This is a genomic window from Tatumella sp. JGM118, from assembly GCF_018257515.1.
Lineage (GTDB): Bacteria > Pseudomonadota > Gammaproteobacteria > Enterobacterales > Enterobacteriaceae > Tatumella > Tatumella terrea.
The window spans coordinates 202,650-228,801 of record NZ_JAERJR010000002.1 but is presented as its reverse complement, the minus strand read 5'-3'; the positions used below and the strand labels follow the sequence as shown (position 1 = coordinate 228,801).

The 26,152-nt window shown below is 55.7% G+C and carries 19 protein-coding genes; 9 read left to right on the top strand and 10 right to left on the bottom strand.

From position 1 onward, the window contains the following. Positions 1-6 precede the first annotated feature (6 nt). From JK223_RS03505 to JK223_RS03485, 5 genes are all read right to left on the bottom strand, one after another. Positions 7-1,611: an ABC transporter substrate-binding protein gene (locus JK223_RS03505; protein ID WP_212712823.1), complete on the bottom strand. Its 1,605-nt coding sequence runs from the start codon at positions 1,609-1,611 to the stop codon at positions 7-9. A gap of 29 nt (positions 1,612-1,640) precedes the next feature. Next, positions 1,641-2,918 (bottom strand): FAD-binding oxidoreductase, encoded by a 1,278-nt coding sequence (locus JK223_RS03500; RefSeq protein WP_212712822.1) that lies wholly within the window; start codon positions 2,916-2,918, stop codon positions 1,641-1,643. Between the two features lie 15 nt (positions 2,919-2,933). Further along, the gene (locus JK223_RS03495) at positions 2,934-3,602 is read right to left on the bottom strand and encodes a haloacid dehalogenase type II (RefSeq protein ID WP_212712821.1); all 669 of its coding nucleotides are present in this window, start codon (positions 3,600-3,602) and stop codon (positions 2,934-2,936) included. A gap of 26 nt (positions 3,603-3,628) precedes the next feature. Then, a complete protein-coding gene (locus tag JK223_RS03490) occupies positions 3,629-5,101 on the bottom strand; it encodes an aldehyde dehydrogenase (protein WP_212712820.1) in 1,473 nt (490 codons plus the stop codon). A gap of 823 nt (positions 5,102-5,924) precedes the next feature. Then, positions 5,925-6,758, bottom strand: coding sequence for a GIY-YIG nuclease family protein (locus JK223_RS03485; protein ID WP_212712819.1), 834 nt, complete (start codon positions 6,756-6,758; stop codon positions 5,925-5,927). A 742-nt stretch (positions 6,759-7,500) separates the two neighbouring features. On the opposite strand from JK223_RS03485, the gene JK223_RS03480 reads away from it, so the two are divergent. From JK223_RS03480 to JK223_RS03465, 4 genes are all read left to right on the top strand, one after another. Further along, complete coding sequence (locus JK223_RS03480) at positions 7,501-8,001, top strand: sugar dehydrogenase complex small subunit (RefSeq protein WP_212712818.1); 501 nt, start codon at positions 7,501-7,503, stop codon at positions 7,999-8,001. Between the two features lie 48 nt (positions 8,002-8,049). Then, positions 8,050-9,654, top strand: coding sequence for a GMC family oxidoreductase (locus tag JK223_RS03475; protein ID WP_212712817.1), 1,605 nt, complete (start codon positions 8,050-8,052; stop codon positions 9,652-9,654). 11 nt (positions 9,655-9,665) lie between these two features. Continuing rightward, complete coding sequence (locus JK223_RS03470; protein ID WP_212712816.1) at positions 9,666-11,021, top strand: cytochrome c; 1,356 nt, start codon at positions 9,666-9,668, stop codon at positions 11,019-11,021. 836 nt (positions 11,022-11,857) lie between these two features. Continuing rightward, positions 11,858-12,166, top strand: coding sequence for a transporter substrate-binding domain-containing protein (locus JK223_RS03465; RefSeq protein ID WP_371813059.1), 309 nt, complete (start codon positions 11,858-11,860; stop codon positions 12,164-12,166). 55 nt (positions 12,167-12,221) lie between these two features. On the opposite strand, the gene JK223_RS03460 is transcribed toward JK223_RS03465, so the two are convergent. The 4 genes from JK223_RS03460 to JK223_RS03445 all read right to left on the bottom strand — a co-directional run bounded on the left by JK223_RS03460 (position 12,222) and on the right by JK223_RS03445 (position 19,011). Then, positions 12,222-13,397, bottom strand: coding sequence for a M20 aminoacylase family protein (locus JK223_RS03460; RefSeq protein WP_212712815.1), 1,176 nt, complete (start codon positions 13,395-13,397; stop codon positions 12,222-12,224). Between the two features lie 252 nt (positions 13,398-13,649). Next, positions 13,650-14,906, bottom strand: a complete 1,257-nt coding sequence (locus tag JK223_RS03455) for an MFS transporter (RefSeq protein WP_212712814.1) — start codon at positions 14,904-14,906, stop codon at positions 13,650-13,652. A gap of 197 nt (positions 14,907-15,103) precedes the next feature. Beyond that, positions 15,104-16,738: a multidrug ABC transporter permease/ATP-binding protein gene (locus tag JK223_RS03450; protein ID WP_212712813.1), complete on the bottom strand. Its 1,635-nt coding sequence runs from the start codon at positions 16,736-16,738 to the stop codon at positions 15,104-15,106. A gap of 80 nt (positions 16,739-16,818) precedes the next feature. After that, complete coding sequence (locus JK223_RS03445; RefSeq protein WP_212712812.1) at positions 16,819-19,011, bottom strand: TonB-dependent siderophore receptor; 2,193 nt, start codon at positions 19,009-19,011, stop codon at positions 16,819-16,821. Between the two features lie 166 nt (positions 19,012-19,177). On the opposite strand from JK223_RS03445, the gene fhuF reads away from it, so the two are divergent. The 4 genes from fhuF (at position 19,178) to fhuB (ending at position 23,538) form a co-directional block, all read left to right on the top strand. After that, positions 19,178-19,849 carry a siderophore-iron reductase FhuF gene (fhuF, locus tag JK223_RS03440; RefSeq protein ID WP_212712811.1) on the top strand — a complete coding sequence of 224 codons (672 nt, stop codon included), beginning with the start codon at positions 19,178-19,180 and terminating at the stop codon, positions 19,847-19,849. A gap of 78 nt (positions 19,850-19,927) precedes the next feature. Next, entirely contained in the window at positions 19,928-20,665 is a 738-nt protein-coding gene (locus tag JK223_RS03435) for an ATP-binding cassette domain-containing protein (RefSeq protein ID WP_212712967.1), read from the top strand. Beyond that, the gene (fhuD, locus tag JK223_RS03430; protein ID WP_212712810.1) at positions 20,655-21,581 is read left to right on the top strand and encodes a Fe(3+)-hydroxamate ABC transporter substrate-binding protein FhuD; all 927 of its coding nucleotides are present in this window, start codon (positions 20,655-20,657) and stop codon (positions 21,579-21,581) included. The genes JK223_RS03435 and fhuD overlap by 11 nt, the downstream gene beginning before the upstream one ends. Then, positions 21,574-23,538 (top strand): Fe(3+)-hydroxamate ABC transporter permease FhuB, encoded by a 1,965-nt coding sequence (gene fhuB, locus JK223_RS03425; RefSeq protein WP_212712809.1) that lies wholly within the window; start codon positions 21,574-21,576, stop codon positions 23,536-23,538. Before fhuD ends, fhuB begins: the two co-directional genes overlap by 8 nt. 638 nt (positions 23,539-24,176) lie before the next feature. On the opposite strand, the gene JK223_RS03420 is transcribed toward fhuB, so the two are convergent. Then, entirely contained in the window at positions 24,177-25,529 is a 1,353-nt protein-coding gene (locus JK223_RS03420) for a carbohydrate porin (protein ID WP_212712808.1), read from the bottom strand. A gap of 405 nt (positions 25,530-25,934) precedes the next feature. Between JK223_RS03420 and JK223_RS03415 the strand changes: the two genes are divergently transcribed. Next, positions 25,935-26,141, top strand: coding sequence for a hypothetical protein (locus JK223_RS03415; protein WP_212712807.1), 207 nt, complete (start codon positions 25,935-25,937; stop codon positions 26,139-26,141). The last annotated feature ends 11 nt before the right edge of the window (positions 26,142-26,152 follow it).

The following is a 26,152-nucleotide window of genomic DNA, read 5'->3' as shown; positions in this document are numbered from 1 at the left end:
TATGACTCAGGCGGTCAGCCACACATTTTCGTGGAAACGGTATCCCATCATCATGCCCGACGGGCTGGATGACAGCCCTTTCACCCGGTGGCTGTAACCATCCAGTGAACTGACAAACGCGGGAACCAGAGTGCCGCAATGGTTGTAGATCAACGTCTGCATGTCGCCGTACATCTGTTTACGCTTCGCCGGATCACGAACGGCGCGCGCGGCCACTACCAGCTGATCAAATTGCGGGTTATGCCATTTCGATTCATTATTGGCTGCCGTCGAGAGATAAAACTGAGAAAACAGCAGATCGACCGTGGGACGCGGGTTAACGGATCCGTAGCCGATAGGATCCTTCATCCAGTGTGTCGACCAGTAGCCTTCATAAGGGACGCGGCGCACATTAATGTTCAGACCGGCGTTACGGGCAATATTCTGCATCATCAGGGCCCCTTCCACGGCCCCGTCCAGGGTCGGTGCGGTAACCACTTCAACACTGGCCCCGCTCATGCCTGCTTTCTTCAGATAGAAGCGGGCTTTATCGGTGTCGATCGGCCGTGGCTTAAGGTCGGCATTATAAAGCGGGTGCCAGGGCGGGACGGGGGTATCATTGCCGGGAGTCCCGTAGCCGAGTAACGCGGTATTGACCATCATCTCCCGCGGCTGGAGATATTTCATCGCCATCACGAAATCTTCATTTTTGCCGGGGGTGATATCTGTGCGGATAATCAGGTCGGTATACATGCCCGATTTACTTTCCAGCACGCCAAACTGACCGCCACTGTTTTTTAACCGCTGAGCATAGTCCGCGCTGATCGCTGAACAGACATGTAAATCACCGGACATCAGCCCGTTAACGCGGGCAGCCTGATCCGGGACCCCCAGCAGTTCGATTTCGTCAAGATGAGGCAGTCCGGGTTTCCAGTAGCCGGGATTACGTTTTCCGAGCGTATGCAGCCCGGGGGTGAACGCCTGACAGATAAACGGCCCGGTGCCGATCCCTTTGTTAAAATCGGTGGTCTCTGCCGGTACGATCAGGAACGCCGGCATCGCCAGCATCAGCGGCAGGTCAAAATTCGGCCCCTGCAGGACAATCTCGACCTGCTGCGGATTGACGGCGGTCAGCGTTTTAAACTGTTGCGCCAGGCTGAACACGCTGGAAGCGACGGAAGGATCCTTATGCCGGGATAAAGACCAGATAACATCGTCCGCGGTCAGGCTTTTACCGTTATGGAAGGTGACCCCTTTACGCAGGGTAATCTGCCAGCGAATGCCGTCATCCGATTGCAGTGCGGTCGCCAGCGCCGGTGTGGCGACTAATGTCTGGTTAATTTCGGTTAACCCGTTATAAAACATAAACTGACGGGTATAGTCTGCGCTGTTATTGGCTTTCGCCGGGTCCAGCGTATCGGTCGCCGACGAGTTCGACATCGCCGCCCGCATTTTGCCGCCTTTGACCGGCACTTCTGCCGCCAGGGCACTGGCAGAGAAACCTGGCAGACCGCTGCCGACCACGGCACCGACAGAGAGGAGCTTGATCAGGTCACGCCGGGAAAGTGATCCCCGGTTCAGGGAACGTGTTAAGGAATGCTGGTTCGGAAAATCTTTATCATCTTTGCTCATCGACTCTCTCCGCAATTGGAACGATTCAGTTAGAACAGGCGATCTTTCGCTTTGTAATACAGCCCGGTCAGTGGCAGAAACCAGGGTTTGCCGAAATAGCCAGGCACCGGGGCCCAGGGTTTATCATTCCAGGGATTGTTATCTGCGCGGCCGCTGATAAGGTCTGCCATGACATTCCCCATCCACACCGACATCTGTGTGCCATGGCCGCTGTACCCCATGGTGTAATACACACCGTTTTCTTCGCCGGCATGAGGCAGCCTGTCGGCACTCATATCCACCATCCCGCCCCAGCAGTAATCCACCGGTGCAGAGGCCAGTGCCGGAAAGACCTTGCCCATCGCACTGCGCAATATCTCTCCGCTACGGCTGTCTGAGGCCGGATTACTGATGGCAAAGCGTGCCCGGCCACCGAATACCAGCCGGTGATCGGCAGTAGTTCGGAAATAATTGCCGATATTCATTGAGTTAACGTAGGTACGGTCATGAGGCAGCAATCGGTGCAGCAGATCCGGCGCCAGCGGCGCGGTCACAATAATAAAGCTGCCCACCGGCACGATACGGCGCTGTACCCAGGGGAAAGGCCCGTCAGATGAACAGCCGGTAGCCAGTAAGACTTTATCGGCAACTATCTCCCCCCGGGCGGTGGAAATCCGGTGGCGCTGACCGGAAAGGCGGGTCATTGCCGTGACCGCGTGATGCTCATAGATACGTGCGCCGTGGCGGACAGCGGCTTCTGCCAGACCGACCCCAAACTTACCCATATGCATACTGGCGCCGCGCTGTTGCAGCAAGCCACCGTGGAACACCTTGCTGTCAATTTCCCGGCCAATGTCTGCCGCGGAGATCAGCTCGATCTCCGGGTCCACCGTTTTACGCATCAGCTCAAAGGCTGCCCGTAATCCGTCGAAATGGGCCGGTTTACTGGCCAGCTTGAGTTTTCCGCAAAACCTGAAGTCACAGTCAATGCCTTCCTCTTTAACGATCCCGCTGACATAATTCACCGCAGCATCGTAGGCGCGGTACATTTCAGAGGCTTTTTCCAGTCCTTTTCTGGCCACCAGGTCGGCGAAGCTTTTAGCAACACCGCTGTTGCAATGGCCGCCATTCCTGGCCGAGGCTTCGCTCATAATGCGGCTTTTTTCCAGCACCACGACATCAATCCCCTGCTTCGCCAGACTCCGGGCCGCAGAGATCCCGCTGAATCCTCCGCCGATGATCACGACATCCGCCCGTTCAGGCAAAGGCGTTTGTGCTGCCCCTTTAAATACCGGGGCATTGGCCTGCCAGAAAGATTCCAGTTTCATCAGTCAGCTCCCGGTTTACATGCCAACGACCGCAGGCAGTTCGTTGATGCCATTGATTTCTGTGTAGCGGTAGCCCGGATTACCTGGTTCATGTCCGCGATTAACAAAGACTTTGTGGGTGATCCCCAGGTCATCCGCCGTCATCAGGTCGTAACGTAAGCTGGAGGAAACGTGCAGGATTTCTTCCGGACCACAGCCCAGTTTATTCAGCATGTATTCAAAGCCCTGCATATGTGGCTTATAGGCACCGGTCTCTTCCGCGGTGATCGCCATATGGATCGGCGCGCCCAGCCGGGGGATATGGTGCGGGATCAGGTCTTTCATAGAGTTGGTCAGCAGAACTAACGGGAATTCTTTCGCCAGTACCGCCAGCCCTTCCGGCACATCCGGATGCGGCCCCCAGGTGGCACAGTCGCTGTAGATGTAATCGGTATCTGCCGGCTGCCAGTCGACGCCCCACTTTCTGCAGGCACGCTGCAGGGCCTGGCTGACCACATCGTAGTAGGGCTTCCACGCCCCGAGAACTTCATCCAGCCGGTAGGAGGAGAAATCGCGGATAAAGGCAGGCATCACCTCCGCCGGGACTCTGTCGGCGAATCGCCGTGAGGCGGCCCCGGCCATATCGAAATTAATCAGCGTGCCATAACAATCAAACGTGATAAATTTAGGTTTAAAAACGCCCATGATATTCTCCTGCTTGAGGTAGTGAGTTAGAAATCGATTAAAACGCTTTTTTGCCGCTGACAGGCCTGGAAAGCCTGCTTACCCAGGTCCTTACCTATCCCGGAGCCCATAAAACCGCCGGTCGGAATAATGAAGTCTCCGCTCCGGCCGTAGCGATTGACCCAGACGGTGCCGGCATCCAGTGATTTTATGGCGCGCATCGCGACCGCCAGGTTTGAGGTATGTACGCCGGCACAGAGGCCATAAATCTCGTGCCGGCACAGCGCAAGCCCTTCTTCTTCATCGTCAAACAACTGCAGGGTGAGTACCGGACCAAAAATCTCTTCCTGCACCGCGCAATTTCCGGCATTGACCCTGCTGAGCAGCGTGGGCTGGTAAAACCAGCCTTCGCCGGTAGCGTCAAATCGCTCACCGCCGGCCAGCACCTCGGCCCCCTGTTGCCGGGCGAGGGCCACAATTCCGGCAACTTTTTCGCCCTGACGCTGATCGATTAACGGGGAATAGCGGCTGCTTTCCAGCCAGGTATTGCCCGGCGTCACCTGACGGCATAACCGGATAAGATGATCCGTGACCGCCGGCGCGATACCCCGCTGAATGATCAGCCGGGTCCCGGCAACACAGGCCTGACCGCCGTTGGCGGTAAATCCGCGGAAGATGCGCAGTGCGATGGCTTGCGGGTCCCCGGCATCATCGAACACCAGTTGCGGACTTTTGCCGCCCAGTTCGAGGGTGACGGGTTTCATACCATGCATCGCCGCATCGCTCATTATCCGTGCGCCGGTGGCGGTCGACCCGGTAAAGGAGACTTTTCTGACCAGCGGATGCTTCACCAGCGCGCTGCCGGTCAGATGACCACGCCCCTGAACGATATTCAGCACCCCGGCCGGGATCCCCGCCCTGACGGCCAGTTCTGCCATCCGGGCGGTCGAAAACGGGGTCAGCTCAGACGGTTTCAGTACCACGGCGTTGCCCGCCGCCAGGGCCGGCCCGCATTTCCAGGAGGCCATCGATAATGGAAAGTTCCAGGGAGTGATCGCGCCGACCACCCCGTAAGGCTCAGGAATGATCATGCCGAGAGTGTGGCTGGCGGTTGGCACCAGGTCGCCACTGAATTTGTCGGCGCATTCACCATAGAAGCGAATAGCCGCCGCAGTAAACGGGATTTCATGCTGCATCACCTCCGTCACCGGGCGGGTGGATCCTGCCGCCTCCAGTTGCCCTAAATACTCGCTGTCCTGCTCAATCAGATCGGCCCAGCGGCGCATCACCGCACCGCGTTCACGGGGGGAACAGGCCGACCAGCCACTTTGCTGACGGACATTTTCGGCAATATTCACCGCATCATCGACGTCGTTAATTCCGGCTTCTGACAGTGAGGCATAAGTTTTGCCATCTGAGGGACGATTGACCGCGAGACTGCCCTCTTTCATTTTGAGGTATTCGCCGCCAATAAAATTCCCTTCAGGGATATCAATTTTATCCGGATCAAAACTCAGCATATATTTACCTTTATTTTAAACAGGAGATGAAAGTGAGAATTCATTACGCCGCTGTCTTCCCTGTGATTAATGCAGAAGGCATGCCAGCTATTTAAAAAAATTTAATGCGTTTCCCCCCCGGTGAAAAAAAATTTAATGCCGAATCCTGAAGCCAGTTAACGGTAAATTTTTAGCTATTTATAAGCTGATGATTTTTATATTATTTTTAAAATCATCATCTGATAGCACATTGTGCAACACTGCACCGGCAGGGTGCGCTGTGGCCTGTCGGCAGAAAAATTCGTCGAGAATGAGGATTTATAAATAAGAAAAGTATCTGTGCGTTGCTTATTGCCCGGAAAATAATTAAACGCCCCTGTGGGCCGTTAAACCGCCTGCTACCGGACATACTCCCCCGCAGATTAAAGATTGATATAACGGTTCACAGATAAGAATTTACTATCGCTGTGGGTCCTGAGCGGTTATTACCGTTCTCTGCGGGGAAATAAGGGGGAAATATATACCAGGGGGTGTGCATTGTGCTCTTCCGGGCATTGTCTGACGGAAATTTCATCTCATCCGGTTGCCTGGTCAACAAGGACAGGACGATGGATTAACCGCCAGCCCGGACAGGAGTCATCATCATAGGTCGTCAGAGGATATGATGGCTCTGAAGGAATCCTTCATGGAAAGACCCTGCCGCCTTTTACCGGAGATAAGGGTAACCGGTGCCGGAGGTTTCGTCAGGATTATCTGTCCGCCACCCGCAACAGGCATGACCTGCGGTAGCCTCAGGCACAGGTGCCAGGATAGGTTGAATACTCAGTAAACTATCTTCACCCGCTTAATTACGGTTATGGCCAAACTCCCGCGATAACAGGATCTGTTTCCAGTGCGTTTCGCGACGGTTGATTTCGCCGTCTTCAGCATTAGGATCGAGTACTTCCAGGATTGCAAAGGTGATATTCTGCAGGCGCTGTTCATCACGTGGCCCGAATGTTTCCTTAAGCCCGACATTCCCGCCATGCCCGGAAGCAAAATAGTCTTTCCACCTGCCCCAAATCCCTTCGCTTCCTCCGGCTTGCCCTATGTAGAGCTTTCCCTCGTCCCTGTCGGTCAATACATAGATGCCTTTAACCACAGAGAGTGCAGTACGCCAGGATTGCAGATTAAGGCGGAGGATTGCACCGATACTGTTCATATCCAAGATCACATTCCGGTAACCGGGGAATTCACCGAAGGTCAGACGTACCGGAGAGATTTCATTGACGATCAGATCGTTATCAATACTTTCACCACGACGAATAAAGTTGCGGGCTGTGTTCCTGAAACTGATATACATTCTTCCCGCATATTCCTCACCCGCGGGAACATTTTGCAGACGGTACTGATAATACCGTTCTTCACGGTCCGGACAGGCCTGTTTTTCAGAATGACCGATCTGCAGGAATACGCCCGCAAACAACCAGGTCCCGGTTCCCGGTACACGGATCAGTGAGACGACATATCTGCGGCTAAACTCTAAGCGCTTCTGCCAGCATTGCCAGGCATCGAAAGTCCCCTCACGGAATTTAACCAGAGGGTCCTCTTTATAATCATTCAGTTGCGCAAGATGTACTTTACTGTTGTCAGGGGTCAGATCCGGAATGACCATTTTCAGATAGTCGAAAAGTTTCAATACTGTTCCTCAATATTTACAATTTATCTGCTGCCGGGTACCGCTGAATTTGTAGTCGCGTGCAGCCCGTTGGTCATTCTCTGGCGGAGTTGAATCATCTGCTATCTGCCTTCTGTGACAGAATGTGTTGCGGTTGGATCTGCGCCATCGCCTGCCGGCTATCATCTTGTCATCCTGGCTCCGTTTCTGTGTCCGCCGCAGGGGCAGCCTGCTCTTAGCACAGAATTTCTATACCAAAGGCGCCCGGCGCTGGTACCTTTCGCATCAATATCCCGCATATATTGTTAAGGTTAATTTATAAATAACAAACAGGAGTGTTAACGTTAACGGCCTGATATGCCGTCGGTATGAATTTTTTCCAGCGAGTACCAGACGGTCAATCCCACTGTTATGACCGGATCGGCAATGAAATGTAACATTTTTATTAACTGCTTGCGGTGCTGTCTCCCCGTTATGGTAGCGGAAGACACCCATGACACCTGTCAGATTAACTCTCTTATTTTTATCAGATAATTCCCCGAAAGGTTTTTTTCCCGGCAATGCCCTCTCCCTGCAGGATGGTATCCATTCTCATCCGGACCTGTCAGGACGGCTACTGTGTTAACAAAATAATAACCTCACGCTTCCGGGGGGCTTATACTTTTAATGGTGACTATTTTTGTGGGAATTATTAGCCCGCTGATAAATGCCGCGTCATTAATTATTTTAATATTTAACCTTAGCTGACTCAGGGGTCCTGATCATGGAATTTTTAGCACATCTGTCGCGACGGCGAATGTTACAGGGTATGGGCGCACTGGCCGCCACTGCATTATTGCCCGCGGGGATGTTACCGGCGTACGCAGCCGGTCCTGTGAATGATGATTTTGCGCTTATTTCCCGCTATCTGACCGGGCGAAATACCCTGCCTGACGATTTCGGTACGGCACTGTTTGATGCATTTGTGAAAATCGATGCTGATTTTCCGCAACAGCTTAGCCGGCTGAATCAGTGGATCACCCGCAATTCTGTTCCGGCGGCAGAGATCAGCCGCCGGTTACCGGCAGACAGTCAGGTCAGCGACCTCGCGGGATTGCCGGCACTCATTCTGACCGGCTGGTACCTGGGGATTGCCGGTAGCGGTGCCCGGGCAATTTGTGTGGCTTATACCAGCGCACTGGCCAATCAGGATGTCGCCCCCGTCCTGAATCCGCCGACCTACGCCTACGGTACGTATGGCAGCTGGGCGGCCAAACCTTTTTGACGCTGCCTCTTTCGCCGCGTCCTCTTCTGATTAAACAGAGAACTGAGCATGTCTGAAACTCTTTCAACCGATGTTGTTGTTGTCGGCTCCGGTGTTGTCGGGGCACTGACCGCAAGAAAACTGGCCCTCGCCGGCCGGCAGGTACTGATGCTGGAAGCCGGGCCACGTATCCAGCGCGACCAGATTGTCACTAACTTTCGTCATTCCGCCCGTAAGGATGACCTTGTCGCCCCCTACCCGAATTCAGAAATCGCCCCGTTTCCCGATTACAAACCGCAGGATAATGGCTATCTGGATCAAACCGGGCCGGAGGACTATAAACCGGAATATCTGCGCGTCGTCGGGGGAACCAGCTGGCACTGGGCTGCCCAGGCCTGGCGCTTAGTCCCGAATGATTTCCGCATTAAATCTCAATACGGGGTGGGCCGTGACTGGCCTATCAGTTATCAGGATCTGGAACCCTATTATTACGAGGCGGAATTGCTGTGGGGCGTCTCGGGGCCGGCAGCAATGGCAAAATATTCACCGCGCAAACATCCTTATCCTATGGAGGGGGTGACCCCCTCTTATCTGGAACAGCGGGTCATGGCACGACTGGCCCCTAAGTATGAAGTGCTGACGAATACCACCGGCCGTAATTCCGTCCCTTATGACGGCCGGCCGCAGTGTTGCGGTAATAATAACTGTATGCCCATCTGCCCGATCGATGCCCAATACCATGGCGGGATCGCCGCGACGGCGGCTGAAATGGCCGGAGTGACACTGAAAACTCATGCCGTGGTGTACAAACTGGAGCATAACGATAAAGGGAAGATTACCGCACTGCACTATTACGATTGGGATAAGGTTTCACATCGGGTTGAGGCCGAAGTGTTTGTGCTGGCGGCGAACGCTATCGAAACCCCGCGTATTCTGATGTTATCGGCAGACGCCCGCAATCCTAACGGGTTGTGTAACAACAACGATCAGCTCGGCCGTCATCTGATGGATCACCCCTCCAATTCAGCAACATTTTATGTGGATGAACCTCTGTGGCCGGGCCGCGGTCCGATGAGCCCGTCATCTATCCAGCAACTGCGTGACGGGGCCTTCCGTACCGACTCTGCGGCTTTCCGTATCGATATTTCTAACTCGTCCCGGGTGGCCGGTGTCACCGCCGGGGCTATTAAGGAGGGGCTGACCGGTGCAGCACTGGACAACGCGATCACTTACCGCGCCTCCCATGAACTGAGTATTAAAAATGTACTGGAACAGTTGCCGGACCCGAAAAACCGTACTCTGCTCAGCACCCGCAAAAAGGATGCACTCGGCCTGCCTGTGCCGGCATTTTCCTATTCCTTCGATGATTATGTGCATAAAGGTATGCAGCACTCGCTGGCGGTATATGCGGATATCGCCGCCATGCTGGGGGCCACTAATGTGCGTTATTCCGCGCCCGGGGTCTATAGCAATAACCAGCACATTACCGGCACGCTGGCGATGGGTAGCGATGAACGGACATCGGTTACCAACCCGGTCGGCAGGGCCTGGGAGTATGACAATCTTTATATGGTCTCTACCGGGGTGATGCCGACCGTCGCCACCGCCAATTCGACACTCACCGCCTGTGCGCTGGGGTTACGTACCGCAGACGCGATTCTCGGCAAAATTTAAGGGAGGCTCCGATGAAAAAATTGCTTTCTCTGAGTATTGCCGCCGCACTGAGCGGGATCCTGTTCGGGCAACCCGCCGGTGCGGCGGATAACGACGGTCAGGCTCTGGTAAAACAGGGAGAATACCTCGCGGTCGCCGGGGACTGTGCCGCCTGTCACACCGCCCCGGGAGGTAAACCTTTTGCCGGCGGTCTGGCGATTAACACCCCGATAGGTAACATTATCAGTACCAATATCACCCCTTCGCAGGCGGCCGGTATCGGCCGGTATTCACTGACCGACTTTGAACGGGCGGTCCGTCAGGGAATACGCCGCGACGGGGCTCATCTCTATCCGGCAATGCCTTATACCTCCTATGCGGTGATCACCGACGGTGACATGAAAGCACTGTATGCCTATTTTATGCAGGGCGTTGCGCCGGTTGACGTCCGTCCACAGACAACCGCCCTGCCTTTTCCGTTTAATCTCCGGTTCTCTATGGCCGTGTGGAATAGTCTGTATGCCCGGGCCGCGCCCTTTGTGGCCGATGCAGGTCACTCTGCCGAATGGAACCGTGGAGCCTACCTGGTTCAGGGGCTGGCACACTGCTCAACCTGCCATACCCCCAGGAATTTCCTGATGGCTGAACAGTCCGGTCAGGCACTGGCAGGGGCATCGTTGGGCACCTGGTTTGCCCCCAATATCACCCCCGATAAACAGGCCGGGATCGGTCAGTGGTCAGCCGGTGATATTGCCAGCTACCTGCAGACCGGACGCTCGCCAACCGGGTCGCAGGCAGGTGGCCCGATGCTGGAAGCCATTGATAAGAGTTTCAGCAAATTATCCGCCGCCGATATTCATGCGATCGTCACTTATCTGCAAGGAGTGAAGCCGCAGTCTGCCAATGCGCCCCCGGGACGCCTTGCTGCCACGCAGCCATTGATCTCTGATGTCGGACTGATGAACGGGAGCGCATCGCAAGGCGCCCGACTGTATGCGGAACATTGCTCCACCTGTCATCAGGTGTCTGGTCAGGGCAGTCACGGATTACCGGCGCTGTACAATAATGCTGCCTTTCACCGCCCCGTCGCGGATAATGCGGTAATGGCGATCCTCGACGGATTAACGCCCGCCAGCGGACAAGCCATGCCGGCCTTCAGAACGGTCATGAATGATCAGCAAGTGGCAACACTGGTGAATTATTTATTTAAAAATGACGGGGATGCCGGCGTCCGGACCACGCCGGAACGGGTGAACACACTGCGTAACGGGGGGGCGACTTCCCCGTTACTGGCGATAGCGAAAGGCGGGATGATCGCCCTGCTGGTGGTGGTTATTCTGCTGGTGATCGGCGGCGGGATACTGAAGTCACGTCGCCGGCATCGGTAAGTCAGAGTCTGTGACGAACTCCACGCGGAGAGATTGGCTCCGCGTGGGATCCGGATCAGGAAAGCTCTCTTTATCGCCCGCTGACAGCAGCTTATACGGCCCGCGATTCCGGTGCCAGACCCGGGGCGTTATACTCCGCGCCGGGTTTTCCGGTATCCCGGGTATGGGGTTTACGGTCTGTATAGCGTCTCCCTATACCGCAGTAACACTGTATTTTATACCGTTGGCGCGAACAGATAACGGTGCCGGGCCGCGGAATGACGCACGGTGACATCCTGTTGACCGAACCGTCAGTCAATCTTCCGGGTACAACACCACTTTGCCCTGTTACTTAAACGCGGTAATCATCAACACGGCAGCGATGGCTGGCTGTCATTCAGGCTGATCGCGCTTAATAACCTCCGGTCTGTGAATACGGACAGCTTTCTCTTTTCGATCATCGGGCCATGAAACCGTTATTAACCTCTCCGGAATAAGTAATGCGTTAGGCTGGCAGTCATTCAGACTGATCGCGCTCAATAACCCCGGCCTGTGACTCCGGACAGTTTTCTCTTTTCGATCATCGGGCCGCGAAACCGTTATTAATCTCTCCGGAACAAATACCGCGTTAGCCATGACCGGCTGTCATTCAGGCTGATCGCGCTTAATACCCCCCCGGTCTGTGAATACGGACAGCTTTCTCTTTTTCGAAAACCGGGCCATTAAACCGTTAGGTCGCTAAAGGCAGCAATATCACCGATAACCTGGCAAGCCTGAAAGGTAAAACTATCGGTGTCGCCCAGGGCACCACCCAGGAGGCCTGGGCGAAGGCGAAATGGGCTCCGGCAGGCGTACAGGTGGTCTCTTACCCGAACCAGGGGCAGATCTACCCTGACCTGCTGGCCGGCCGGCTGGACGGCACCCTGACCGATGCCGTCACGGCAGATACCGGTTTTCTGAACACCCCGCAGGGCAAAGGCTTCATCGTCAGCGCACAGCCTGATGATAAAACCTTTTTCGGCACAGGTTCCGGTGTCGGGCTTCGCAAAGGGGATACTCAACGCATGACACTGATTAATAATGCCATCGCTGCAATCCATAGCAACGGGGAGTATCAGCGTATCGAGAAGAAATACTTTACGTTCAGCGTCTACCCGAAAATGTAATAGTCCTGGCCGGCCACACGAAACGGTGGCTGGCCAGTGCCCGTTCCCGGAGGTATTACCGGCAGTGCTGACGAACCAGGCTGACAAAGAACGTGGCCCCTACAGAGATGATCCCGTCATTAAAGTCGTAGCCGGAATTATGCAAAAAGCACCCTTGTTTCTCTTCCCCGTCATTCCCCAGCAGGAAATAAGTGCCCGGCCGTTTTTCCAGCATAAACGAAAAATCCTCACTGCCGGTGGAAGGCCGGATAGACTCTTCCACGGCCTGCGGACCGAAAACTTCAATGGCTAATGCCCGGGCGTCTGCCGTCTCTTTTTCACTGTTGGTCAGCACCGGATAGGACTCATAGACTTCCACCGTCGCCGTCGCCCCGAAACTTTGCGCCGTTGAGGTGGCCAGGGTGTGTATCCGTTGGATCAGCAGGTCGCGGATTTCGGGCTTCATCGCCCTGACCGTCAGTTCCATTTCGGCAGTTTCCGGGATCACGTTGGAGGCAATGCCGGCATGCAGGGTACCGACCGTGACAATCGCCGTCTCTCCCGGGGTAACGTTACGTGACACAATCGTCTGTAACGACATCACCAGTGATGCCGCCACCACGATCGGGTCAATGGTCCCTGCCGGGTGAGCACCGTGACCACCTTTGCCGTTCAGGATAATTTTCACCGTATCAGCAGACGCCATAAAGTGACCGGCATAGAACCCCAGTTTCCCCGCCGGTAAACCCGGGCGGTTATGCAGCGCATAGACCGCATCGCAGGGGAAACGACTGAACAGTCCGTCGCGGATCATTAAATCTGCACCGCCGATGGCCTCTTCTGCCGGCTGAAAGATCAGATGAACGGTACCATTGAACTCACATTCCGCACTGGCCAGGTACCGGGCGGCCGAGAGTAAAATCGTCGTATGACCGTCATGTCCGCAGGCATGCATCACGCCCGGCCGGGTACTGGCATAACTTAGCCCCGTGGTTTCATGGATCGGCAGCGCATCCATATCCGCACGTAACCCTATGGCCTTATCGGAAGTCCCTTTTTTCAGCGTTCCCACCAGCCCCGTTTTCCCTATCTCCCGGGTGACCTGATAACCCCATTCGCTGAGTTTATCTGCTACAAACTGGCTGGTGGCAAATTCCTGCAGGCTCAGTTCCGGATGTGCATGGAGATGACGGCGTATGGCCACCATTTCGTCTTCGTACGCTTTGATTCCCGGGATGATATTTTCAGACATTGTGCTCTCTCTTAGAATGATCTTTCTGTTTTTCTGTCCGGTTCACAATAACAGTCCGCGATAAAAACGTAAGAACAATTTGTCAGTCTGAGGGGGGGGGATCAGAAAAGTTATCCAGCTACCGGCAGATGAGCCACGCGTCGTCAGAAGAAAAACCTATGACAGAGGGCAGGATATTTCCGACCCTCATCCGCAGTAATTTCAATGTTACTCAGCGAGGCCGGTATTACTGATGACATCACCGTATTCCGGTTAATTAACATCTTCCGGCGAACCGGCAGATCCGGATTGTTTTTGATGATGTGACAACAGAAGTAAAGCCGCCGCTGTAATCAGAGCAATGATGATGATCACCCACCAGGTCGCAATATATCCGAAATATTGAATGCAGGCCCCCATGAGAATGCAGGCAGGCATCAATCCTAAACTCCGCATCGTCGTCATTATGCTGTTTATACGCCCGCGATGACTCACCGGGGATTGATTAGCTAAATACACGCCCTCTTTCGTTAACAGCAACACTTCACCTGCAGAGAGGAAAAACCATGCCACAAACTGCATCGCGATCGGGCTAAATAACATGACGAGTAAGTAGCCTGCGGCAAAAAGAATACCGGCAACCGCAAGGCTTTTTATTTCGCATGTATTCCGGGTCATTCTTATCAGCACCGGAGTGATAATCACCACCAGCAGACTGGCAAAGGTCATCAGCTGACCAAATAACAAGGGACCGTTCTCACCATAACGATGGGCCAGAAAAAGCGGGGTGGTTATCGTCATCTGATTTAAGGTAAACCAGAGAAAAGTGCACAAAACGCCGAAAACCAGTAGCCAGGGCCGCGCTTTTAATACCTGCCATACCGGCCCCCCGATCGCTTTTTCAGGGTCTGCCGGGTCTGAGCCGGGTGTCATTTGAGGATCGCGTCGCCGACTGACACCCAATAAAACGATCAAAATACCGATGACTCCGGCCAAACCATTGCCGAAAAAAATCCAGCCCGGATGACTGCGGAACAGATACCCCGCCACGACGGGTCCCACTCCCGAACCTAAATTATAAGAAAGGTAGCTTAAAGATATCACGGCATTTCTGTTTTCCGCGGTCGATAAATCTGCCACCAGCGCATTACTCGCGGGAAGTGCAATTCCGAAGAAAAAATAACTGATAAAAAGCCAGACAGGCAGCATCAGATGCCAGTCATGGAAAAAACTGCTCAGTATAAGTACCGCCGAACCGGTGAATTCGCCAGACACCATAACGATTTTATGGCCCAGGGCATCAGAAAGCTTCCCCCCTGAAAAATTGCCGATCAAATAGAATAACGTTACCCCCATCGCTAATTCCCCGGCGGTTGTCGCTGAATAACCCAGCGTCAGGGTAAGTAACAGGAAGAGAAAGGGGATAATAAAATTACCCAGCCCCAGTATAAATCTTGCCAGCGCGAGGAAATAGATATCGGTCGGTAATCCCCGATAGAGTAAGAATGGATAGACAAATTTTTTAAGCAATAAGCACTCTCTCCGGATCTGGCTAAAACACAGGACGTCAAAGCCTTACCCCGGCAGTGTAATCTGTCTGACCCATGATTTTAATATTTATCGCTCTGAGGGGGTTATATTGATAGCCTCCGGGCTCTGATCCCTCCCGGAAGCCGCCGTCGCCACGCCCTCCGGCCGGGAGGATATCGCCTGTCGGGCAGTCTGCCCTATCGCCCCAGTTGAGAAATCACGTCCCGCGAGGCATTGTCCCGCTGTTCCGCCGTCAGTTCACGTAACTGCCCCTGATGCATTTCCAGGACCCTGTCGGCAACATCGAAATAATCATCGTCGTGACTGATAATCATCAGGGTTTTGCCCTGCGCCCGGAACCAGGGCAATAACTCGCGGTAAAAATAGCGTCTGAACTGCGGGTCCTGCTCGGCGGCCCATTCATCAAGAAACAGGATATCGCGGCGGGCGGCCAGGGCCAGCAACAGCGCCACCCGCTTCTTCTGGCCCTGCGACAGGTCCAGCGTGGACAGCTGATTATTTTCAATACTGACCTTTCCCGCCAGGCCGAGTTTATCCAGCCACAGTTCAGCTGACGCGTCATCCTCGCTTTCCGGCGACACAAACACGGTTCTAAACAGATAAGGCCGGGTAAATACCACCGAAAACAAGGATTTCAGCGCTGCGGTAGTCAGTGGCTGATCATCCAGCCACACGCCGGCCCCGGGGCTGGCATACAAGCCGGTCAGCATCTGACTGAGGGTCGATTTTCCGGAGCCGTTGGCCCCGATGATAAACACGATTTCACCACGATTCAGCCGGGTCGTGACCGGCCCGACACTGAAACCGGATTGCGGGTAATGCCAGCTCAGATTCTCCCAGCGCAGGGTCTGCCAGCCGGCAGGCAGCGACACGTCTGTGTCCGGCAGTGTTTCCTGATCCGCTGCCAGCATCCCGCCAATTTTTTTAAATGCCAGTTCACCGCTCAGTAATGTCGGCCAGGCCCCGATAGCCTGCAGCAGCGGAGAGCGCAGGAATAATACCGTCAGGGAAAACGAGGTTGCCACGGTGCCGGAAATCCAGCCCATGGCCTGTGAAGCCAGGAAGATCAGGCCTATCAACCCCAGCATCATGATATTGGACCAGTTAATGGCCGAGAGGTGGAAGCTGTCGGCACGGATAATATGCTGCCGGTAGCCGAGCGCCGCCTGCTGGTAGTCGTTTTCATAGAAATGCCGGGCCCGGGCCGGATCGAGCGCCAGCTCTTTATTACCGTGGATCACCACCTGGAAGACATCCTGCAGATCGGTTTCATAGTTGCGTACTTCCCGCAGGTGCAGGTAAACCCGCGCCACCATCCGGTAACCGGAATAAAAGGTCAGCCCCATCCAGACCATGACAATGGCCAGCACCGGCAGAGAAAGATAGCCGAGATAGCCGATAGCGACGACCCCCAGTACGATCCCCTGAATAAGCTCCGGCAGACGGACAAATGCCAGCGTAATGTTACGGATATCCGGCCCCAGCATCGACAGCAACTCGCCGTGGCCCTGTTGCTCCAGCCTGTCCGGAGACATGCCCAGCAGTTGCAGGACCATCCGGCTGCGTTTCTTCCAGATAAAGTGGTGTCCCAGTGCGGTCAGTGTCCACTGGGCCGCCAGCGTCACCAGCAATAAGGCGATCAGTAAGCCAGCCAGTTTTGCGAGCCCGGTTTGTGGTGAGCTTTCCTGCACCAGCGACTGGTTAATATATGAGATGGTAAAAATACCCAGACAGGCACTGAGCAGATTTAGCAGGATAATCCCGGTCATCGCCGGCAGATGATGTTTCAGAACCGATTTAAGTAACAACATTTAAGTAATAACATAGTCTTCTGCAAAAAATTCCCGCCAGCACAGGCGGGCGGGAAGAGAAAGGATAATCAATGCAGTGATCAGAAATCCACACTCAGCGATAACTTCAGGGTACGAGGGCCACCCTGGGTCAGATAGCCACTGTCCTGACCAATGGTTTGCCAGTATTTCGCATTGGTGACGTTTTCTACCCCGGCACGCCAGGTCAGGCGTGTTTGCTGCCACGGCATCGCATACTGAACGCCGAGATCCAGCCGCGTCCAGGCCGGCATACGCAGGTTATTCTCACTGTCCGCATACTGATGGCTGGTATGCATCAGGGTGCCGTTAACCGTCACGCCCTGCAGACCCGGCACATCATACTCCGTATATAGCCGCCACTGGTTACGCGGTACACCCACCGCATCCTTACCGTTTGCCGGTCCGTAAATATTATTCATTACCGGCTTCAGCCAGGTCGTGCCGGCATTCACCCGCCAGCCCAGCACCGGTTCACCGAAGACATTCAGTTCCACCCCCTGGTTACGCTGCTCTCCGGCCAGACGGTACACCCCGTCACTGCCCAGCACGCCGGCCATTTTGCGCATATCGAACAGCGCCAGGTTGCCACCGAACCGGTCACCCTGAACTTTCAGCCCGACCTCATTTTGCCGGGTGCGGCCGATACCGGTGATCTTCCCGGCATTGGAGGCATTAAAAGGCGCGGCATTCGCGGCCTGAAGGGCCTCGATATGGTTTGCATACAACGATAACCAGTCACGGGCTTTCCAGACCGCACCATACACCGGCGACCAGCGGTGCGCGTCGAATGCGGCGTTCGGGTCTTCTGCGCCAGTATATTCATAGTTGCGGATACGTAATTTCTGGTATCTGGCCCCGGCAGTGAACAGTAGGCGGTCATCCAGCACCCCGACGGTATCGGAGAACGACATACCGTTATTCGCCGTCCGGCTGCGGACCGAAGGCGCCGACATATTGCCGCCGGTATAAATAATTCCGGTCGGTTCCACCTCAGACGGATGATAAATATTCGGCCCGGTAAAGTTCCCGGTCATCTGGTAAGCATTACCTGCCCGGTTATAGATCCCGGAATACCCGAGGTTGACCTGGTGACTGACGTCGCCGGTATGGAATTTCCCGCGCACACCGGCCATCCCGCTGAGGGTATCTGCGGTGTAATGAGTATTCAGCAGGGACATCTTAGAATCACCGGCCAGGTTATAGACCACCGGAGAGGCACTGGCGGACCATTCGTTGGTGTGGCTGCCGCCAATGGCACTGTAGAACACCCAGTCCGGCGTCAGGTGATAGTCATTTTTCAGCATCGCATAACGGGTGGTCAGGTCGGCATAATTCCAGCGCTGTGCATAGTTGGTTCGCGGGTCCGGTGCCGCCGGCAACGAGGTCATGGTCTCATCCAGTTTGATCCCGGCACGACCATTATGGATCGTCGACTCCACATACCCCAGGTCCAGTGAACTGTCGAACCTGTCGCCGTGGTAATCCAGGCCCAGAAAAGCGGCCGTGGTCCGGTCTTTTTCATGACGGATTGCGGTTTCGCCTTCCCGGTGAACCACATTCGCCCGGACGCCAAACTGGTCATTGTCCCCGAACCGCTGACCGACATCGGCACTGATCCCGGGCTGACTGCGCGAGTTATAGTCCACATTCAGGCGACGGACAGGAGAGGCCGTGGCGTGTTTCGATTCAATGTTGATGATCCCTCCGACCCCGGTCCCGGCGGCCGGGACACCGTTCATAAAGGTGCTGGCCCCTTTTATCAGCTCCACCCTGTCCACATCCTCCAGCGGCAGGATCTGCCGGGGTAAAACGCCATATAACCCGTTCAGGCTGATATCATCCCCGTACAGATCAAATCCACGGATACGAAAGCCCTGTGAAAAGTTTCCATAACCACGCACACTCTGGACAGAGGCGTCATTCTTCACCACGTCCTGCAGCGTGCGGGCCTGCTGAGCGTCCAGCAGCGTCGAGGTATAGCTGATCACACTGAAAGGAACATCCAGCGATTTCTGTTCTCCCAGCACCCCCAGCCTTGCACCGTTGGCAATCCCCCCGTCCAGGAACGCCGGTACCGGATCCTGCCCGTTATTCGTCCCCACGGCCTGCGGTCTGGCGGTCACGACCAGGGTCTGAGGCCGGGCCTGCGTGTCGCTACCGGCGGCCAGAACCTGGGGACTGACCGGTATCAGTGCAATCAGCATCGCCTGACGGAGGGCATGCGGGCGGAAGAACGGGGAATTTTTGTACATTGTTTCAACCTGCGAACTGGATGTTTTGGAAAATATTTTGTCGTCCGGGGGCGTCCCGCCACGACAAAGTCCCTGAAAAGTGCTGTAAACGCCAAGATAGTAATGTAACTCTTTATCATTTGCATTATTATTCCGGGATATTTACCGTCAGTGATGGAATAACGTCATGCCTTTACCCCACACTTCTGCGAGCGCAGCACTGACTGACGTTCCGGCCAGTATTCTCTGCCACCCGCATCAGTTTGAGGCCCTGCTTCCGGGCGACTGGGCGGCCAGCGCCCCTGCCCGTAAAGTCGCCTGGCTGTCGCTGTGGTCGCAATGGTTTTTTGCGGATGCACTGATCAGCTGGGCCGACCAATTATGCAGTCAGCAGCAGGCCTGCCCGCTGTGGGAGTTTAATGGTCAGCTGGCGCTGAATGCCGCGGGTTGTCCGGAACGCTGGCACCTGCGGGGGGAACCGCTGTGCGGGCTGACATCGGCTCAGCAACATCAGCTGACGGACCAGTTAATCTGTCAGTTTATTGCCCCGGTGTGTCAGACCCTCTCTTCGCTGGCGGGGAATAATCTGACGGTGTTCTGGAGCAATGCCGCGGTGCGCTTATGGCAGGGTATGCAGCAGGCCGACAGTAAAGCGGCCGATGTGCGGATATTACAGAATCTGTTTTCTGCCAGCCATTTCGCCGACGGCAGTATTAACCGCCTGAAAGCCCCCTTACGCACGGTGAAAACGCCTGACGGCGGAGATAAAACCGAACGCCGCCATTGTTGTCTGATCTTCCGGCTGGATGAACACAGTAAATGTGCCTCCTGCCCGCTGGAAAAATGCGGTAAACATTAATTCCGGAGAGACCCCGTGAAAAGTATCCCCCCGGCACAGCCGGAAGCGACATTTCGCCTGCATCAGGCCCAGGTATCGATGGATAACCGGCAGTTACTCAGCCCCCTGTCCCTGGAATTTACCCCCCGGCGAGTAACCGGTTTAATCGGTCATAACGGCTCCGGGAAATCGACCCTGATTAAACTGCTGAGCCGGCAGAATCCGGACTTCGGCGGGGAGATTAGCTGGCGGGGCAAACCCCTTCACCAGTGGGGTGCCCGCGAATTCGCCCGTCAGGTGGCCTATCTTCCCCAACACCTGCCGGTAACTGAAGGGATGACCGTCACTGAACTGGTAGCTCTGGGGCGCTATGCCTGGCACGGGGCGCTCGGCCGGGTCACCGATGAAGACAGAGAGATCATCGCCCGGGCCATCGAAAGCGTATCGCTGACCCGGCAGGCCAGCCATCCGATCGAGCAGTTATCCGGCGGGGAGAGGCAGCGGGCCTGGATTGCCATGTGTGTGGTTCAGGGCAGCCATTGCCTGCTGCTGGATGAACCCACGTCGGCGCTGGATATTGCCCATCAGAAAGAGGTGCTGTCCGTCATCCGCGATCTCTCACGGCAGCGGCAGTTAACCGTGATCATGGTGCTGCACGATATCAATATGGCAGCACGCTTTTGTGATGAATTTATTGCGCTGCGCCAGGGCGAAAAAATCTTCCAGGGCGGTGTCAGTGAACTGATGACAGAACAGCAACTGGAACACATCTATGGTGTTGCCATGGGCATCATCAGCCAGCCGGAGAACGGGGATCTCATCAGTTATGTCAGATAATCACCTGCCTGACCACCACACACCGATGCTGACCCGCCGTCAGATGCTGGGCCAATCGGCGCTGTTACTGGCCGCAGCCGCCCTCCCCGCCGGCGTTGTTGCTGCAGCCCCTCCGGCAGCTGTGCCACGGGTGGCCGCGCTGGAATGGTCGGCCGTCGAAACCCTGTATGCGCTCGGGCTCACTCCTGTCGCTGTCAGCGATATTCAGGGCTATGATGACTGGGTAGGGGCACCGGTTCTGCCGCCACAGGTGGCCGAACTCGGGTTACGTACCGAACCGAATCTGGAACTGCTGGCCAGCCTCGCCCCGGATTTGCTGATCCTGCCGGAACACTCGCCATTGCCTGTCTCCCGCCTGCAGCAGATTGCTCCGGTATGGGAATATGCCTTCCGTGTGGCGGGTAAAAGTCTGCTTAATGCTGCCCGGGATAATATCCTGCAACTGGCCACACGCCTTCACCGGGAGGCTCAGGCACAACAGTTCCTTGCCGGTTTCGCGCAGCAGATGGCCGGATACCGGCAACAGCTGGCACCGATGGCGGGGAAAAAGATCCTGATGTTCACCCTGATTTCTCCGCGTCAGGTTCTGGTGCTGACACAGGACAGCCTGTTCGGGGAAGTGCTTGCCGCCACCGGACTGGAATGTGCCTGGCAGGGTGCCACCAGCCTGTGGGGCAGTGTGATTGTCGGGACCGAACAGTTACTGACCTGTCAGGCGGATATTGCTTTACAGTTTTCACACAATGATGCATCGGTCACCTCCGCCCTTGCCGGTTCACCTCTCTGGCAGCAGATGCCGTTTAATCAGCAGCACCGGCGCTATTTGCTGGACCCGGTATGGCTGTATGGCGGCCTTTGTTCTGCCCTGCGTTTCGCCGGAGCACTGGCCCGCAGCGCCGGAGAGTGGCATGCGTAAACCTGTCGGGATCCTCCTTATTTTTCTGCTGTGTCTGAGTGCCGCGGGCTTATTGCTCACCAATACCCTGCATTACATTCACCCGGCCGGAATGACACAACTCACGCCAGCGGCCGCCGCCGATCTTCTGCTGCAACAGCATCTGCTGTTTCAGTACAGCTTTCTGCCGCGTATCGCCGTTGCTCTGCTGGCCGGGGCCGCGCTGGGCCTTGCCGGCTGGCTGTGCCAGTTACTGCTGAAAAATCCGCTGGCGGAACCGGCCACGCTGGGGATTGCCTCCGGTGCCCAGCTGGGGCTGACCCTGGCCACATTGCTGGGTGGCGGCGTGCTGGCCGGTCAGGGATTTTCGCTGGCCGGGGCCACGGTAAGTATGCTGATTATTTTTGCACTCAGCCGTCAGCGTCAGTTATCCACCCTGACCCTGTTACTGACCGGGTTGCTGATCGGCCTGTTCTGCTCTGCCCTGCAAAACGGGCTGACCTTGTTCCGGCATGAACAATTGCAGGATCTGTTTATCTGGAGCAGCGGTAACCTGGCACAGAACGACTGGTCGGTAGCGCGCCGACTGGCACCGGTGCTGGTCCTGACCACTTTAGTAGCACTACTGTTTTCCCGGGCGCTGAACCTGCTGCGTCTTTCCGATACCCTCGTCGACAGTCTGGGGGGCAGCAGTCAGAAGATACGACTGGGCGGGTTAGCGCTGGTGACACTGTTAAGCGGATGGACGGTCAGTCAGGCCGGAATCATCGGGTTTATTGGCCTGTTTGCCCCGCAGATTTGTCGCTTATACCCGCATCAACGGTTTATCAGTCACATGCTCCGGGTGATGCTGTTTGGCGCGCTGATTTTGCTGATCTGCGATCAGCTATCGATACTGGCGGAATCGGCGGGATATCAGTTTACGGCCGGCAATATCACGGCTATCGGCGGTATTCCGCTGATGTTGTGGATCATCGCCCGGGCGCGTTTTGTGACCGCGCCGGACCTGCAGACACCGATCCGCCGGACACTGTCGATGAACGGTAAAAAGGTTACGCTACTGGTACTGCTGATGGTCGGCGTGGCACTGTTCTGTTTTGCTGTGCAACGAAATGCCAGCGGACTGACCTTCAGTCTCCAGGATCCGCTGGCTTTCCGCTGGCCGCGGGCCCTGGTCGCCGGCAGCTGTGGCGGTTTATTAGCCATTGCCGGGGTTATCCTGCAGCGCCTGACCGCTAACCCGCTGGCCAGTCCGGAAGTGCTGGGGGTAAACAGTGGTGCGGCCTGCGGGGTGGTACTGATGCTGCTGTTCTTCCCGGCATCGGCCGGGATAGCCATGTTCCCGGCGGCACTCGCCGGCGCACTGTTGAGCCTGGGGATCATCATCTGCTTTGCTTTGGGCAGGCAGACCTCTTCTTCGCGGATCCTGCTGGCCGGCACCGCGCTGAGTGCACTGTCGGCAGCCGTTATCAGCATCCTGCTGGCAAGTGGTGCGCCGAATGCCAGCCAGATCATCAGCTGGCTGTCGGGCTCTTCCTGGGGGGCAATGCCGCAGATGGCACTGACCGGACTGTTACTATTGGTGGTCGCTCTGCCGGTGGCATTGCTCTTTTCCCGCTGGCTGACCCTTCTGACGCTGGGACGTGAGGTCGCCTCCTCGCTGGGCATTGCCCTGCAGCCGGTCACCGCGGTATTGCTGATCTTTTGTGCGGTACTCAGTGCCTGCGCCACACTGTTGCTCGGGCCGATGAGCTTTATCGGCTTACTGGCGCCGCGGATGGTAAGCCAGACGGGTCTGCGTTCGATGACGGTAGCGCTGCCGGTCGCGGCAGTGACAGGCGCGGTACTGATGATGGTGGCCGATACCCTCGGCCGGCTGGTGATTTTTCCTTTTCAGATCCCGGCCGGGATCATGGCGGTGTTACTCGGTACTCCGCTGTTTATCGGGTTGCTATGTGGCAGAAAACGCAACGGGTGATAACCGGTCAGCACTGTCCGGAAGCACTGTGCCGATAATAGGCAGAAGATTGCCCACGGATAAACTGGCGGGAGTAACGGCTAAGCCCTGGTGCCTGTCTGTCTGCACTGTCCGGAAGCACATGCCGATAATAGGCAGAAGATTGCCCATGGATAAACTGCCGGGGGTAACGTAACGCCTAAGCGCCCTGGTGCCAGTCAGTCTGCGCTGTCCTGAAGCACTGTGTGGATAACAGACAGAGGGTTGCCGCCGGGTAAACTGCCAGGATTGATGGCTAAGCGCCCTGGTGCCTGTCAGTCTGCGCTGTCCGGAAGCACTGTGTGGGTAACAGACAGAGGATTGCCGCCGGGTAACCTGCCGGGGGTAACGACTGAGCACCTGGTGCCTGTCTGCCCGCACTGTACGGAAGCGAGGGTGGATAACAGACAGAGGGTTGCCGCGGACGAACAGAAATAGCGGGCGGCACAGGATGGCCGATCGCCGTTACGGGGATCCCGCAAGGCCTGCGCCTCCGGCAGAGATACTCCCGGGAAAAATTCTGTCCGGCAGAGCTGAGGGTAGCTCTGTCCGGACAGGAAACGGCTAAGCATGGAGAAGAGATTCGGCTCTCCCGGCAGGGCTGGCCGGGAGATATCACTCTAGAAAGACACCACCGTTTTCAGCCCGGCTACCCAGGCATCCGGCGTGCTGCCGGCACCGCCCGGATTATGCCAGTACTGAATATCCGGCTGCAGTTCCAGCCAGGATGTCGCGCGGATACGATAATACAGCTCGGCGTTCACCGAATGACCGATCGCCGGATATCCGTTTACGCCCGGAGGCAGTCCCTGACTGGCAAACCGTAACTGCTCGTTCGCGTAACCGCTCATTTTAATGTAACTGACGCCCAGACCCAGCCAGTCTTCGGGACGCGCATCCAGTAACCCGCGATAACGCATCGAAACAGAAGTGCTCATACGCACACGATTAGTCCGCTGATCCGAAAAGCTGCCACTCCAGGAAACGCTCATCCCGCGGGCCGCATCATCCGGGTGACGGGTAACCTGCTGGTTTGCCGATGCCCAGATAAACCCGGTGGTACTGTACGAAAGGTAGCCCTGAGGGTCGCGGCTGCCATCCTGTTGCGACACGCCCCGGGACAGATGCTGCTGACGGGCATTAGTCAGCAAGGCCCCAAGATTGTAGACGCCGGGCAGTCCGTTGACCTGCGTTCTCAGTTCCGCCTCGACCGGGAATAATGCCCCGCGGCTGCCCCGGGTTGACCAGCTCCAGGCATGGCTGCGATCCGCCACACGCGGGTTCTGTTCCATCACCCCGGCTTTCAGGGTCCACTCCGGTGTCAGTTTATAAGCCAGTGTGGTGCCCCAGCTATGAACATTCCAGTTATTCCACAGCATGGCATTGGCGGATTTCCCGCCGCACTGACTTAATACCTGAAAATCACACGGGATAGACTGGTCAAAGGTCTGAACCTTATTGATCAGCCCCACCCGCCAGGAGAGCCGGTGGTCCAGGAAACTGCGCGAGAACGTCAGCCAGCCAAGACGGGTTATCGACTGCCCGCCCCAGCTTTCCTGAGCCAGGTCGTTAAAGGGAATCGAGGGATTTTGCAGACGCGAGACGGTCAGGTTACTGTTATGGTTACGATTGACGATGTTCCCTTCAATCGCTGCATCCGGAATACCGGTCAGGGCTTGCAGATCCTGGTTAAAGGTCAGTGAGAACTGATCAATATATTCCGCTTTACTGTGGCTGTTATAGCCGCCCGCCATATTGACCGCTGTCTGGCTAAGGTAGCCGAGAGAATAAGTAAAGCCGCGGGCTTGCAGTCCCGAACGCAGGCCTCCCAAATCGCCAAGCAAGCCTTCCCGGGGCGCTTCAAACCCCAGAACGCTGTAATCCGGGACGGTTGCCAGCGCTGAAGAAGATAAAAATAATGCCGTAATGATGACTGAAGGTTTAAAAGGGCCGTATTTCCCTGAGTTATCCATATTCTCATCCTGAAAGATTATCCGTTATCCGTTATCCATTGACGGTGCTATAACACTAAAGCCCGAATTAACAATATCCAGTAATAACGCCAGCTAACGAAGTCAATACGCAGCGATATCACTGCCTCTGCGTCAGGCGGTTTTACTGCGTATTCGCATACCTCAGAAAGCTGGCGGAGACTGTGTTCAGGCACAGCGATTTTACGTAACCCACTGAATAGAGGCTACTCCTCGCGTCTGCTCACTGTATCACCCGGCGGAATGAGTGAAAGCGTATTTTGCTTTGTTCACTCAGTATTGTGACTGCGGTCATAGTCAACTGAACGGTAAATAAGAATATTTCCATCCCGCGCAACTGTTGAAAAATAATTACCCTTTTTCCTGTCCGTCAGGGGTAGTGAGATTATGGAAAATAATCTGACCGATATGACCTTGCCTGATCACAGAAAGACGTTATTCCGGGAGGGTGACCGGCCGTACGGACAATGGCTGCAGGCGGATCAAAAATGCGAATTCTGCTCCGGCACCCGTAATTTCAACGGGTTATTACCGGTTGAGGCTGCCATTGTGCCGTCGGCTGGCGTATACTTTTTCCTCCGACTGCTTAGATAATCGCCCTCTGC

Excerpts from the sequence above, each read along its gene's own strand:
- JK223_RS03505 (WP_212712823.1), bottom strand. The coding sequence starts at position 1,611 with ATGAGCAAAGATGATAAAGATTTTCCGAACCAGCATTCCTTAACACGT.
- JK223_RS03500 (WP_212712822.1), bottom strand. The coding sequence starts at position 2,918 with ATGAAACTGGAATCTTTCTGGCAGGCCAATGCCCCGGTATTTAAAGGG.
- JK223_RS03495 (WP_212712821.1), bottom strand. The coding sequence starts at position 3,602 with ATGGGCGTTTTTAAACCTAAATTTATCACGTTTGATTGTTATGGCACG.
- JK223_RS03490 (WP_212712820.1), bottom strand. The coding sequence starts at position 5,101 with ATGCTGAGTTTTGATCCGGATAAAATTGATATCCCTGAAGGGAATTTT.
- JK223_RS03480 (WP_212712818.1), top strand. The coding sequence starts at position 7,501 with ATGGAATTTTTAGCACATCTGTCGCGACGGCGAATGTTACAGGGTATG.
- JK223_RS03475 (WP_212712817.1), top strand. The coding sequence starts at position 8,050 with ATGTCTGAAACTCTTTCAACCGATGTTGTTGTTGTCGGCTCCGGTGTT.
- JK223_RS03470 (WP_212712816.1), top strand. The coding sequence starts at position 9,666 with ATGAAAAAATTGCTTTCTCTGAGTATTGCCGCCGCACTGAGCGGGATC.
- JK223_RS03460 (WP_212712815.1), bottom strand. The coding sequence starts at position 13,397 with ATGTCTGAAAATATCATCCCGGGAATCAAAGCGTACGAAGACGAAATG.
- JK223_RS03450 (WP_212712813.1), bottom strand. The coding sequence starts at position 16,738 with ATGTTGTTACTTAAATCGGTTCTGAAACATCATCTGCCGGCGATGACC.
- JK223_RS03445 (WP_212712812.1), bottom strand. The coding sequence starts at position 19,011 with ATGTACAAAAATTCCCCGTTCTTCCGCCCGCATGCCCTCCGTCAGGCG.
- fhuF (WP_212712811.1), top strand. The coding sequence starts at position 19,178 with ATGCCTTTACCCCACACTTCTGCGAGCGCAGCACTGACTGACGTTCCG.
- JK223_RS03435 (WP_212712967.1), top strand. The coding sequence starts at position 19,928 with ATGGATAACCGGCAGTTACTCAGCCCCCTGTCCCTGGAATTTACCCCC.
- fhuD (WP_212712810.1), top strand. The coding sequence starts at position 20,655 with ATGTCAGATAATCACCTGCCTGACCACCACACACCGATGCTGACCCGC.
- fhuB (WP_212712809.1), top strand. The coding sequence starts at position 21,574 with ATGCGTAAACCTGTCGGGATCCTCCTTATTTTTCTGCTGTGTCTGAGT.
- JK223_RS03420 (WP_212712808.1), bottom strand. The coding sequence starts at position 25,529 with ATGGATAACTCAGGGAAATACGGCCCTTTTAAACCTTCAGTCATCATT.
- JK223_RS03415 (WP_212712807.1), top strand. The coding sequence starts at position 25,935 with ATGGAAAATAATCTGACCGATATGACCTTGCCTGATCACAGAAAGACG.